Annotated in this window: 10 protein-coding genes and 2 pseudogenes; 6 read left to right on the forward strand and 6 right to left on the reverse strand. The window is 69.6% G+C overall.

Annotation, left to right across the window (positions count from 1 at the left end; genetic code table 11):
• Nucleotides 1-140 precede the first annotated feature (140 nt).
• Nucleotides 141-446: pseudogene (locus HOV77_RS34755) on the forward strand (VanZ family protein); the annotation flags it as partial.
• A 24-nt stretch (nt 447-470) separates the two neighbouring features.
• Here HOV77_RS34755 and HOV77_RS10985 read toward each other — a convergent pair.
• Complete coding sequence (locus tag HOV77_RS10985) at nt 471-1,214, reverse strand: GGDEF domain-containing protein (RefSeq protein ID WP_290861000.1); 744 nt, start codon at nt 1,212-1,214, stop codon at nt 471-473.
• 229 nt (nt 1,215-1,443) lie between these two features.
• On the opposite strand from HOV77_RS10985, the pseudogene HOV77_RS10990 reads away from it, so the two are divergent.
• The 4 genes and pseudogenes from HOV77_RS10990 to HOV77_RS11005 form a co-directional block, all read left to right on the forward strand.
• Nucleotides 1,444-1,665, forward strand: a pseudogene (locus HOV77_RS10990) (DUF397 domain-containing protein); the annotation flags it as partial.
• Between the two features lie 262 nt (nt 1,666-1,927).
• Complete coding sequence (locus tag HOV77_RS10995; RefSeq protein WP_290861159.1) at nt 1,928-2,755, forward strand: helix-turn-helix transcriptional regulator; 828 nt, start codon at nt 1,928-1,930, stop codon at nt 2,753-2,755.
• 43 nt (nt 2,756-2,798) lie between these two features.
• Nucleotides 2,799-3,605, forward strand: a complete 807-nt coding sequence (locus HOV77_RS11000) for an SAM-dependent methyltransferase (protein WP_290861002.1) — start codon at nt 2,799-2,801, stop codon at nt 3,603-3,605.
• A gap of 142 nt (nt 3,606-3,747) precedes the next feature.
• Complete coding sequence (locus HOV77_RS11005; protein WP_290861004.1) at nt 3,748-4,320, forward strand: HhH-GPD-type base excision DNA repair protein; 573 nt, start codon at nt 3,748-3,750, stop codon at nt 4,318-4,320.
• On the opposite strand, the gene HOV77_RS11010 is transcribed toward HOV77_RS11005, so the two are convergent.
• From HOV77_RS11010 to HOV77_RS11025, 4 genes are read right to left on the reverse strand one after another with little or no spacing between them, the layout of a single operon-like run.
• Complete coding sequence (locus tag HOV77_RS11010) at nt 4,317-5,084, reverse strand: DUF4239 domain-containing protein (protein ID WP_290861006.1); 768 nt, start codon at nt 5,082-5,084, stop codon at nt 4,317-4,319. The two genes, HOV77_RS11005 and HOV77_RS11010, sit on opposite strands and share 4 nt — an antisense overlap.
• A 16-nt stretch (nt 5,085-5,100) precedes the next feature.
• Nucleotides 5,101-6,432: a hypothetical protein gene (locus HOV77_RS11015; protein ID WP_290861008.1), complete on the reverse strand. Its 1,332-nt coding sequence runs from the start codon at nt 6,430-6,432 to the stop codon at nt 5,101-5,103.
• Between the two features lie 6 nt (nt 6,433-6,438).
• Nucleotides 6,439-7,575, reverse strand: coding sequence for a polyprenyl synthetase family protein (locus HOV77_RS11020; protein WP_290861010.1), 1,137 nt, complete (start codon nt 7,573-7,575; stop codon nt 6,439-6,441).
• A complete protein-coding gene (locus HOV77_RS11025; protein ID WP_290861012.1) occupies nt 7,568-8,995 on the reverse strand; it encodes a family 2B encapsulin nanocompartment shell protein in 1,428 nt (475 codons plus the stop codon). The genes HOV77_RS11020 and HOV77_RS11025 overlap by 8 nt, the downstream gene beginning before the upstream one ends.
• A 245-nt stretch (nt 8,996-9,240) precedes the next feature.
• Here HOV77_RS11025 and HOV77_RS11030 point away from each other — a divergent pair, with 245 nt between their 5' ends.
• A complete protein-coding gene (locus tag HOV77_RS11030) occupies nt 9,241-11,418 on the forward strand; it encodes a germacradienol/geosmin synthase (protein WP_290861014.1) in 2,178 nt (725 codons plus the stop codon).
• Here the strand turns inward: HOV77_RS11030 and HOV77_RS11035 are convergent.
• On the reverse strand, nt 11,393-12,295 hold the full coding sequence (locus tag HOV77_RS11035; RefSeq protein WP_290861016.1) for a S41 family peptidase: 903 nt from the start codon (nt 12,293-12,295) through the stop codon (nt 11,393-11,395). The two genes, HOV77_RS11030 and HOV77_RS11035, sit on opposite strands and share 26 nt — an antisense overlap.
• Nucleotides 12,296-12,304: the final 9 nt, after the last annotated feature.

A 12,304-nucleotide genomic window follows, 5' to 3' on the forward strand; every position in this document is an offset into this window, starting at 1 on the left:
GGGGACTGGTTCTCGTCTCCACCGCGGCGGTCGCTGCGTTGTGCGTACTCATAGTGTGGGCGAGAGCTCGACGGGGCCGGAACTGGCGCGCGGACGCCCTGCTGACGGGCGTGTTCGTGGGGACCCTGCCCTGGACGTGGATGGCGCTGACCGCCCTGCACGGGCCGGAGGGCGTCAGCCTGCGCCCGTTCGTGGACCTGCTGGCCCAGGTACGCGGAGACGGCGCGGAGGCGTTCGTGCAGATCTTCGCGAACCTGGTCTTCCTGTTGCCGCTGGGCGCGTTGGCACCGCTGCGCTGGCGATGGCTGGCGAGTATGCCGCGCGTGATCCTGCTGGCGGCCGGCTACTCCGCGGCGATCGAGTTCGCCCAGTACGCCTTCCACCTGGGCCGGATCTCCAGCCTCGACGACGTCCTGCAGAACACCGCGGGAGCGGCTCTGGGCGCGCTGCTGACCCGGCGCTGGTGGAGCTCAGTGGCGTCGACGCCGCTTGGCGACCACCCGGGTGCGGCAGTAGACCGGGTCGCCGCCGGTCCGCGGCTCGTGCCCGGTGAGCAGGGCCTGCTCGAGCGGGCTGCCCTCGGGGAGACTGCCACGTTGGGTGGGGGTGCTGGGATGGGTGCGCGTGCGGCGCTGGACGATCTTGGTGCGGCGCAGCATCGACTCGGCCCGGCGCAGCGCGCGGGTGAGATCGGCGGGGCCGGCCACGCTGGACACACCGACGGTGGCGGTGATCCGGACGACCTGGCCGCCGACCCAGATCGGCGTGGCCAGCAGCTCCTCTAGCCGGGCGGCGTCGGGATGGTTGTCGCCGAGGACCCGGACGAGCGCGACGAACTCGTCCCCGCCGAGCCGGGCCACCAGCTGCCCGCCCACGTAGTCGGCGAACCGCCGGCCGAGCGCCACGAGGACCTCGTCCCCCACGATCTGCCCGTACGCGTTGTTGATCCGGTGGAAGCCGTCGACGTCGATGAGCACCGCGGACATCGGCTGCCGGGCCGGATCGGCGAGCAGCGCCGTCCCCAGCTCGTAGAACGCGCGCCGATTGAGCAGGCCGGTCAGGGAGTCCTGCCGGGCGGCGATGCGCTCGGCGAGCACCTTGCGGCGCAGCTCGACGGCGGCCGCCTCCGCCCGGCGGACCCGCCGGCCCAGCCAGACCGCCACCCCCGCGCCCGCCAAGCCGGTCAGTAAGACCGCGACGACGGCTGGATTCACGGCTGCGTTCCCCTTTCGCGCGGGCCGACGGTGTCGGCCGCCCGATTTCGCAATATGGCCGTTCGATGGAATATGCGGACCTCAGACCGCTTATCGAGGCTTCCGGTCGGCTCGACCCTCATCCACGGAAGACGATCAGTACCAGGTCACTGGGGTTATGATGCGCTCTGCATCGTGCAGATGCAAGAGCGGATGCACGTGCAGATGGCAGATACACCTCGGGGAGGGAATCAAGTTCGTGACTGAAGCGAGCCAGGGCCAGCAGCTGAGCTGGCGCAAGAGCGGACGCAGCAATGCGAGCGGGAACTGCGTCGAGGTCGCCCGGCTGCCGGAGGACGGCGGCGTGGCGATCCGGAACTCCCGGAACCCCGAAGGGCCGGCTCTCGTGTTCACCGCCGACGAGATCGCCGCCTTCGTGGGCGGCGTACGCGACGGCGACTTCGACGATCTTTTCCCAGAAGCCGCGCCTCGCGCTGGATCAGGGTTCTCGGTCGAATCTCGCCCCAAGATTCGACCCGGAACCCTGATCCAGCGCGAGGCCACCGACGGGCGGGCGTGACAGCTCGTCCCCGACACGCATACCACCGGATCGGTGAACCGCCGTTCGGTCCGCATAAGGCATGCTTCAGTTCACGACCTTGAGAAGTGGGAGGTGAGAGCCCGTGGTCGCCCCGTTCGACGCCGGCAGCGGCGGGCCCACCGCCCTGCGGATCATGCTCGGGGCGCATCTGCGCCGGCTTCGGGAGGCGAGCGGGATCTCCCGGGAAGACGCCGGCTGGCAGATCCGGGCGTCCGAGTCGAAGATCAGCCGGATGGAGCTCGGCCGCGTCGGCTTCAAGGAGCGCGACGTCGCCGACCTGCTCACCCACTACGGGCTCGCCGACGGTGAGGAGCGCGACCGGCTGCTGACCCTGGCCCGCGACGCGAACGCGCCCGGCTGGTGGCATCGGTACAGCGACATCCTGCCCGCGTGGTTCCAGCCGTACATCGGGTTGGAGTCGGCGGCGTCCCTCATCCGGAACTACGAGGTCCAATTCGTCCCCGGCCTGCTCCAGACCCGGGAGTACGCGCGGGCGGTCGTCAGCCTCGGGCATGCGCGTACCGGGCCGGAGGGGGTCGAGCGGCGCGTCGAGCTGCGGATGACCCGGCAGCAGGTGCTCCGCAAACCGGAGGCCCCCCAGTTCTGGGCGGTCGTCGACGAAGGCGCGCTCCGCCGCCCGGTCGGCGGCCGTCAGGTGATGATCGCCCAGTTGGAGGCGCTCATCGGGGCCACTGAGCTGCCCAACGTACGCATCCAGGTCGTGCCGTTCGTCATCGGCGGGCACGCCGCACACGGCGGAGCTTTCAGCATCATGCGGTTCGCCGAACCGGACCTGCCGGACGTCGTCTACGTGGAGCAGCTCACCAGCGCGATCTACCTCGACAAGCGCGAAGACGTCGACCAGTACCAGATCGTCATGGAGACGCTCTGCATCGAGGCCGCACCGCCGGAACAGACACCCGACATCCTCCGCAAAATCGCGGCCGATCTGTCCCGGTGACTTAATCTATGGATCCCCAACCCTTCATGCGAGGTGCATTGCAGTGAACGACGCACCGCCCAACGCCGAGCTGCTGTCCCGCCTGGACACTTCGGTGGCGCACTCGGCCCGGCTCTGGAACTACCTGCTCGGCGGCAAGGACAACTTCGCCGCCGACCGCGAGGCGGCCGAGCAGGTGCTGGCCTTCATGCCCGAACTCGTCCAGTCCGCGCGCTACAACCGCGAGTTCCTGGGCCGCGTGGTCCGTCACCTCGCCGGGACCGTCGGCATCGACCAGTTCCTCGACATCGGCACCGGACTGCCGACCGCGAACAACACGCACGAGGTCGCCCAGAAGACCAATCCGGCCGCGCGGATCGTCTACGTGGACAACGACCCGATGGTCCTCGTACACGCGCGTGCCCTCCTGACGAGTACGCCCGAAGGCGCGACCGACTACATCGACGCCGACATCCGTGATCCGGAGAAGATCCTGCAGAACGCCGCGCGTACGCTCGACTTCGAGCGGCCGGTCGCGATCATGCTGCTAGGCATCGTGAACTTCGTCGTGGACGACGCCGAATCGGCCGCGATCGTGCGCAAGCTCCTCGACGCCGTCCCGTCCGGCAGCTACCTCGTCATGTCGCACCCGACGGCCGAAGTCCACCGGGAAGCGGTCGAGCGGGCGATGCAGATGTGGAACTCCAGCGGCTCCGCTCCCATCTGCGCGCGTACGCCGGACGACATCGCCGGGTACTTCGAGGGGCTGGAGGTTCTCGAGCCCGGCTTCGTGACCGTGTCGCACTGGCGGCCGGACGGCAACGACGAGACCGTCGTCACCGAGTGGTGCGGCGTCGGCCTCAAGCGCTGAGCTCGCCTTTTCCCTGCCTCGGAGCCGCTGGATCAGGGTTCTGGGTCGAATCTTGCGCGAAGATTCGACCGTGAACCCTGATCCAGCGCTGATCTTGCGGACCGACGCGGATCCAGCGGGCCGGTCTGGCAAGCTGGGGGCCATGTCGAAGCTCTTCCTCGCACAGGAGCCCGCGGCCGACGAGATGCTCGCGACCGACCCGCTGGCGCTGCTCATCGGGATGCTGCTCGATCAGCAGCAGCCGCTCGAGAAGGCGTTCGCCGGGCCGTACCGGCTGGCCGAGCGGCTCGGCGTCCAGCACCTCGACGCGGCCGCCGTCGCCGGGCACGATCCCGAGGACTTCGCCCGGATCTTCGCCGTTCCCCCGGCCATCCACCGGTACCACGGTTCGATGGCGCAGCGTACGCAGCAACTGTGTCAAGCAGTCGCCGACGTTTATGACGGCGACGCCGGCCGGATCTGGGGCGAGGCGGCCGACGGCAAGGACCTCTTCAACCGGCTGACGGCGTTGCCCGGTTACGGCAAGCAGAAGGCGCACATCCTGATCGCCCTGCTCGGCAAGCAGCTCGGCGTACAACCCGACGGCTGGCGCGAGGCGGCCGGGGCGTACGGGGAGGTCGGGTCGTTCCGGTCGGCGGCCGACATCGTCGACCTGGCTTCCCTGACGAAGGTGCGCGAGTACAAGAAGGCGGCCAAAGCAGCCGCCAAAGGCTAGGGCAGGCCGCGTACTTGGGCGAGGGCGGCGAGCAGGCTGTCCGGCGACACCGCGAAGGCCCGGCTGAACGGGAACTCCACCTGATAGAGGACGAAGAGCAGCAACGCGATCATCGCCCCGACGACCGCCATCATCAGCCCGTTCGGGAAGGTGCGGTCCAGCCCGAACAGGTAGAGGAACAGCACACTGACCAGGCCGCCGGCGAGCAGCACCGGCCAAAGCAGGCCCGGCATGCCTTCACCGGCCGCCTGCAGCCGGGCACTGCGAGCGCCGGCCGCCGCACTGATCTGCGCGCTGAGTTGTGCGTACGCGTTCTGCTCCGGATCGGTCTGCGGGCGTACCGCGTCGACGCGGTGACGGAGTTGAGTGAAGGCGAGTTCGGCCCGATCATCGGGCTCGTGGCGAATCCGTAGCCGATCCCATTCCGGCCCGGTCGCATCCGCGAGGTACGCCACGATCAGCTGGCGTACCTCGGAACGGTCCACCGGGGCGAGCTGATCGGTCGACCAGTACGCCTCGACGAGGCTCCCGGCTTCGAGATCGGTGCTCGACGCCGCCGCCGATCGGGGTTCCCAGACGGCGATCGCCGCGATGGCGATGAGGATGGCGTACACCATCCCGATGGTGGCGTAGAGCGCGCTGGCGGCGTCGGAGTCGGCGACCAGCCAGCGATCGGGCACGAACTTGGAGACCACGAGGAAGCCACCCGCCGACACGGCGGCGGCCCCGGCGGTGACCAGCGTTCCGGCGAGCATGACATCCATCGAGGCCCCCAAGATCTCAGCGGCGTACGCGAGCCGCGAGGGTGATCGCGGGGACGAGCAAGCCCGCGAAGAAGGTCAGCGTGAGTGGCAGTTTCCGTTTCGGCGGCGGTGGCGGGGGTGGACGGCGGACTGCGGCCAACGCCACCGGCGAAGGGTCCACATGCGACGGTGCGACGGACGGCGGAGCAAGCGACGGCGTGGGAGGCGGAGGGGACGGTGGAATGTAGGGAGCGGGCTGAGGCCAACGGATGCCGACGGCGTACTCCTCGACTTCGCCGCCGGACGCCGATCCGGTCGGCTGCACCACCGCCGGGCTTCCGGCGTACAACCGCAGGAGCAGGCGCAGACTGCGGGCCGTGCGTGGCACTGCCACCTCGGGCCACCGCAACTCCGCGGAAGTCGCCCCCGGCGGCACCGAGGCGGTGGCGCGGACGCCGCCGAGCCAGCCCGCGAGCAGGGCGGATTCCGGGGTCGTGTTCCGGACCGCGACGGTGACCTGGAACGCCGTGGCCTCGGCGGCGATCGCCGGGGCCGCCGCCAAGCCGTCGTCGGAACCGACCACCCCACCGATGCTCAAGGCGCCCAACGTCGTCACCGTGTTGCGCGGCGCGTCCGCGTTCTCGGACGAGCCGTAGTCCCAGAGGACCGGGCAGGCCGCCGCATCGGCGTGGTACGCCGTCACCCCGGCCTCGGTGAAGGTTGCGTGCCCCGGATCGGACAACGGGATGTGATAGATGCGGCCGGTCGAGTTCTCCAACGCGAGCAGTACGCCGAACGCACTGACCGACACCGCACCGAAGGCGACACCATCCACAGTGGGCAGAGCCGCCGAGGTCATCGCTCCCGAGGACGGATCGACGCGCACGAGCCGCGTCGGCGAAGCCGCCAGCCCGTAGAGCGCGCCGTCGAGCGGATTCACCGCCCAGTCACCCAGATCGATCTGATCGGACAGCTGAACCCGCCGCACCACCTTCAGCGCGGGGAGCTGCACGTCGACTAGTGACGAGCCGTCCAGCAGGAGCCAGTCGTCGCCACTCACCGCGCCCGCGTAGGCGCTCGGCACGATCGCCGGCCCTACCGCAGTCACCTGACCAGCCGCGTCGACGGTGACCGTCTGCCCTCCGGAGATCGCGTACACGTAGTCGTCGAAGTAGCCGAGAGCGTTCAACGGCTTCGGCAGATCGGCGATCTTCGCGTACCCGTGGGCGTCCTCGTCGAAGCGCAGCAGCGTCTTGTCCTGTGCGAGAACGAAACCGTTGCGGCACAACGGTTGCGCGGCCGGGGTGGTTACTGTAGCCGGCACCACCCCGGCCGCCATCGCCAGCGCGAGCAGCCACGCGCCGGGCATGGCTCGCTACCGATCCCGCTGGGTGAGCAGCCGCGCGAGCGCGGTCAGCTCCAGCGTCCGGGCCAGCGGCGGGTCGTCGTGCAACCGGTCCAACGCCCGGCTGATCAACTCGCTCGCCTGCGCCACGCACCATTGCCGCCCGCCCGCAGCGTCCACGGCGTCCGCGAGCCGCTCCAGCTCCGCCTCCTTCAGCTCGTCTTCCTTGGCGTACGCGTCGAGCAGCGGACGGGCAGCGGGAACGCCCGAGCGCAGCGCGACGACGACGGGCAGGCTCTTCTTCCGGCTGCGCAGGTCGGAGTAGACCGGTTTGCCGGTGATCGCGGGATCGCCCCAGATGCCGAGCAGGTCATCGGTGATCTGGAAGGCGAGCCCGAGATCGGCCCCGAACCCACGGAGCCGGGCGACCTGCTCGGCGGTGCCGCCGCCGAGGAGAGCACCCAGACCGGTGGCGCATTCGATCAGCGCGCCTGTCTTGCGCCGCGCCATCGCCAGGCACTCCGCTGTCGTGACGTCGTCGCGCGATTCGAAGGCCAAGTCCTCGCCTTGGCCGTGGAGCAGGTCGCCGACCGCGCCCGACAGCATCTTCTGGGCCAGCCGGGCCCGGGTGGGACCGGCCACCCGGGAATCGGCCGGCCCGCTGAGCAGGCCGAGGGTGTCGAAGGCCAGCGCCAGGAGCGCGTCGCCGACCAGGATCGCCTGAGCGACGCCGAACTCCTTCCACACCGTCGGCCGGTGCCGCCGGGTCTCGTCGCCGTCCATCACGTCGTCGTGGATCAGCGAGAAGTTGTGGGCCAGCTCGACGGCGACGGCCGCCGGCAGCGCAGGTGCGGGCGCACCACCCACGGCCTGGGCCGCGAGCAGGACCAGCGCCGGGCGCAGCGCCTTGCCGGTGTGGGCGTGCACGGCCGGGATGCCGTGCCGGTCCCACCACCCGAAGTGGTAGCCGGACGCGTGCCGCAGCACGGCCGGCAGCGAGTCGACCGCCGCCCGGATCGCCGGTTCGGCCAGCGCCCGGGCCGAATCGACCGCCTGCCGGGCGACCTGCGCCGCCGGGGTGGGCTGAGCGGGGGCGACGCGTCCGGTGCCGACGTCCGCTTCCGGCGTACGCGATCGCAACGGGACGTCGACCGGACGCTCAGTCATGGAAGTGCCCGATCTGGACGTTCTCGAGCACGCCGAGCGCGTCCGGGACCATGACTGCGACCGAGTAGTAGGCACTGACCAGGTAGGACATGATCGCCTGGTCGTTGATGCCCATGAACCGCACCGAAAGGCTCGGCTGGTACTCGTCGGGGATGCCGGTCTGGTGCAGGCCGACGACGCCCTGCTCGTCCTCGCCGAGCCGCATGGCGATGACCGACGTCGTGTGGGTGTCCGTGACGGGGATCTTCGAGCACGGAAGCAGGGGCACCCCACGCCACGATGGCATGTGGTGCCCCTGGAAGTCGATCGTGGCCGGATAGATCCCGCGCCGGGTGCACTCCCGCCCGAACGCTGCGATCGCGCGCGGGTGCGCCAGGAGCACGTGGGTGCTCCGGCGGCGGCTGAGCAGCTCGTCGAAGTCGTCCGGGGTGGGCGGCCCGGTCCGCGTGTGGATGCGTTGCTTGAGGTCCGCGTTGTGGAGCAGACCGATTTCGCGGTTGTTGACCATCTCGAACTCCTGTCGTTCTCGAAGAGCCTCAACGGTCAATCGCAACTGTTGCTCGGTCTGATTCATCGGATGGTTATAAAGATCTGCGACTCGTGTGTGGATCCGCAGCACGGTCTGCGCGACGCTGAGTTCGTACTCCCGTGGCGACATGTCATAGTCGACGAAGGTGCTCGGCAGCTTCGGCTCGCCGTCGTGACCGGCCGACAGCTCGATCTCCGCCTCGCCGTGCCGGTTCTGCCGCGGCACCCGGCTGCTGCGCAACCGGCTCAGATGGGCGGCGAGCGCCGGAGACTGCTCGGCGATCTCGTCGAACGACCGGCGCGGGAGGCTCAGCACGATGCAGGCGGTGGCCGCGCGTACGGAGTATTCCCAGGTCAGATCGGATTCGACGAGCACCTGATCGCCGAAGCACTCGCCGTCGGCCAGGACGCCGAGGACTGCCTTCGCGCCGTACTCACCGAGGCCGACCTTGTCGGCCTTGCCGTGCGCCATCAGGTAGAGCTGGTCGGCCGGCGCGCCCGCCTCGACGATCGTGTCGCCGGCGGCGTACTCCCGTTGGGCGAATCTTCTGGACAGCGCGTCGAGCGTCTCGAGATCTTCGAAGTCGCGGAGCTGTGGCAGTTCGCGCAGCTCCGGTGGGACGACCCGGACCTGGTCACCGATGTTGGTGAAGGTCAGCCGCCCGTCGCCGACGGCATAGGTGAGCCGCCGGTTCACCCGGTACGCCGCTCCCGTGACCTGGAGCCAGGGCAGGACCCGGAGCAGCCAGCGGGAGGTGATCTCCTGCATCTGCGGGACGGACTTGGTGGTCGTCGCCAGGTTCCGCGCCGCTGCGGTACTGAGGCTCGACCGGCCGTTCGGGGACTCGGACCCCGCTTCGATGGGTTCGCTCGGAGCGTCGAGGATCGTCATTTCGCCACCGTCCGTTCTGCTGCGAGGGGCACCGCCGGCGGTCCCCGGCGATGGTTGAGCTGACGCCGCGCACTCGATCCGAATGCCTGCGGCGGGCGGCGGTACGGGCCGCTTGGCGCAATGAGATCAGCGGCCTTCGGGGTGGTGTCAAGTTAAATCACCATTGGAGGTGAAAACACGTGCTATGGGCGATTCGATGCGCTGGGATCAGGGGAGCAAGCCGCACTCCAGGAGGGTCGCTGCCCATGTCACAACCATTCCGGTTGCCCGAGTTCTACGTTCCGCACCCGGCCCGGCTGAATCCCCACCTCGAACGCGCCCGCGTCCACAGCAAGGCCTGGGCTCGGGAGATGGACATGATCGAGGGTTCCGGCATCTGGGACGAGCAGACGTACGACTCCCATGATTACCCGTTGCTGTGCGCGTACACCCACCCGGACGCCTCGGCAGAACGCCTGGAGCTGGTGACGGATTGGTACGTCTGGGTGTTCTTCTTCGACGACCACTTCCTGGAGGTCTACAAGCGTACGCAGGACCGCGAAGGAGCGAAGTCCTATCTGGACCGCCTACCCGCGTTCATGCCGATCGGCGGCGAATCGATGCCTGCTCCGGGGAACGCGGTCGAGCGAGGGCTGGCCGACCTGTGGACTCGGACCGTTCCGTCGATGTCGGCCGCGTGGCGGGAGCGCTTCGCCGAGGCGACCCTGCATCTGTTGCAGGAGTCGCTCTGGGAGCTGGGCAACATCAGCGAGAAGCGCATCCCGAACCCGGTCGAGTACGTCGAGATGCGCCGCAAAGTCGGCGGCGCACCCTGGTCGGCCGGGCTGGTGGAGTTCGCGGTCGCCGCCGAGGTGCCGGCCACGATCGCCGGGACCCGGCCGCTCCGGGTGCTGCGGGACACCTTCTCCGACGGCGTACACCTGCGCAACGACATCTTCTCGTATCAGCGGGAGACCGAGCAGGAGGGCGAGGTCAACAACGGGGTCCTGGTGGTCGAGCACTTCCTGGGATGCAGCCCGCAGGAGGCCGCCGACACCGTCAACGACCTGCTCACCTCGCGGCTGCATCAGTTCGAGAACACCGCGCTGGCCGAGTTGCCCGCGCTGTTCGCCGAGCACTACGTGGACCCGGGCGGGCAGGCCGACACGCTCCGCTACGTCCAGGGCCTGCAGGACTGGCAGAGCGGCGGCCACGAATGGCACCTGCGCTCGTCGCGCTACATGAACGACCTCGCCACCGCGGCGCTGCCGATTCCGCCCGCGTCCGTGCACGGCCTGGTCCGGACCTTCAGTCACGTGCCGCACCAGGCCGTGGGCCACCTCCCGCTCCCTGCGATTCCCATGCCGTACGCGACGAAGCAGAGCCCGCACCTGCACGCCGCCCGGCGCAACACGCTCGATTGGGCGGCCCGCATGGGCATGCTCAGCCCGACCCCCGGGCTGCTCGGCAGCGGTCTGTGGACGGCGCCCGTGATGGCCGGATTCGACTTCGCGTACTGCGCCGCGATGTTGCACTGGCGAGCCACGGCTCGTGAGTTGGATCTGTCGGCACAGTGGCTCACTTGGGGAACCTACGGTGACGACTACTTCCCGCTCGTCTTCGGGCGTACGCGCGACTTGGCCGGCGCGAAGGCGTTCACCCAGCGGATGAGGCTGTTCATGCCGCTCACCGGACCGGCTCCCGACGCGGTTCCGGTCAACCCCGTCGAGCTCGGGCTGGCCGACCTCTGGGCGCGTACCGCGATCACCCTGGACGAGCAGGCCCGCCACGAGTTCCGCGACGCGGTCCTGAGCATGGTGGACAGCTGGCGGTGGGAGCTGCTGCAGCAGTCCCAGAACCGGATCGCAGATCCGGTGGACTACCTCGAGATGCGCCGGCTCACCTTCGGCTCGCAGCTGACCATGAGCCTGTGCCGGATCACGCGATCGGACCTCGTGCCCGCCGAGATCTACCGGAGCCGGCCGGTCCGGGCGCTCGACGACTCGGCGGCCGACTACGCCTGCCTGACCAACGACCTGTTCTCCTACCAGAAGGAGATCGAGTACGAGGGCGAGCTGGCCAACGGCGTCCTGGTGATCCAGCGGTTCCTCAACTGCGACGCGCTCACCGCCTCGGCGATCACCGCCGACCTCATGGAGGCCCGCCTTCGCCAGTTCGAGCACCTGGTCGCGGAGGACCTGCCCCGGTTGTTCGTCGACGCCCAGCTGCCACCGGAGACCCGGACGGCGCTGCTGAGCTACGCCGACGAACTGCGCGACTGGATGGCCGGCATCCTGCGCTGGCACCAGGGCACCAGCCGGTACGACGAGGCCTCACTCCGAGAGCGGTACACCTCGTCCCGACCGACGATCCCGGCGCCGGCCGGACTGGGCACGTCGGCGGCCCGTCTGCCGTCGCTCAGCTCGCTGACCGGGCCAGGCTGAGGCTGAGGGCTGTCTCGAACGCGGCGTCGGCGTCGACCTCGACATCGGGGGCGACGCCGACGCCTTCCCAGTTCGTGCCGGTCAAGGGGTGCACCGCCCGCGCGGTCGGGATGCTCGCCTCCAGGTGCGGAGTCAGGCGCAGGCCGATGCGCGGGTGTGCGCCGCCGCGGGTCGCCTGACCGATCAGGGTCGCGCGGCCGGTCACCTTCAAGTCGTACGCGACCTGCTCACCGCCCGAGAACGTCTTCGGTCCGACGAGGACGTACACCGGCTTCGCCCCGCCGAAGCGTCGGCCAGGCACGGCAGCCGCCGTCCACCAGTGCCGGGTCGAGTCGGTCGCCCGCTCGTAGATGCCGGTCAGCGGGGTCTCCTCGTCGTCGAACAGGTAGCTCAGCAGGTGAGCGACGATGGCCGGTTCGCCGCCGACGCAGCCCCGCACGTCGACGATCAGCGAGTCGGCGTCGGCGATCAACGTCATGGCGGCGGTGATCACCTCGGCGGTGATCGCGGCCGGCAGCAGGCGCGGCTGGATGTCGAGGTACGCGATGTTGCCGTCCAGCCGCTCGACGCGATGCATCCCCGACGCCGTACGCCCGGCGACGCCCACCATCTCGGCGAGGAACGCCGCCTCCTGGGCCGCCCGGCTCTCGTCGGCCGGTTCGGGCAGCTCCTCCTCGTGATGGAGCAGCCGCAGGTGCTTGTCGCCGTTGATCCGCTGAGCGTCGGCGGTCACGAGCGCGGCCAGTTCCGCCTCGGAGTCCACGGCGTAGCGCCCGGAGGCGATGCCTTCGGCCAGGATCTCGTCGATCTTCTCGGCGATCTCCGGGAAGACGTAGTACTGGCGCAGCTGGTCCCGGAACTTCTCCACGATTGTCATGCCGGGAAG

The organism is Hamadaea sp. (assembly GCF_013362815.1).
Lineage (GTDB): Bacteria > Actinomycetota > Actinomycetes > Mycobacteriales > Micromonosporaceae > Hamadaea.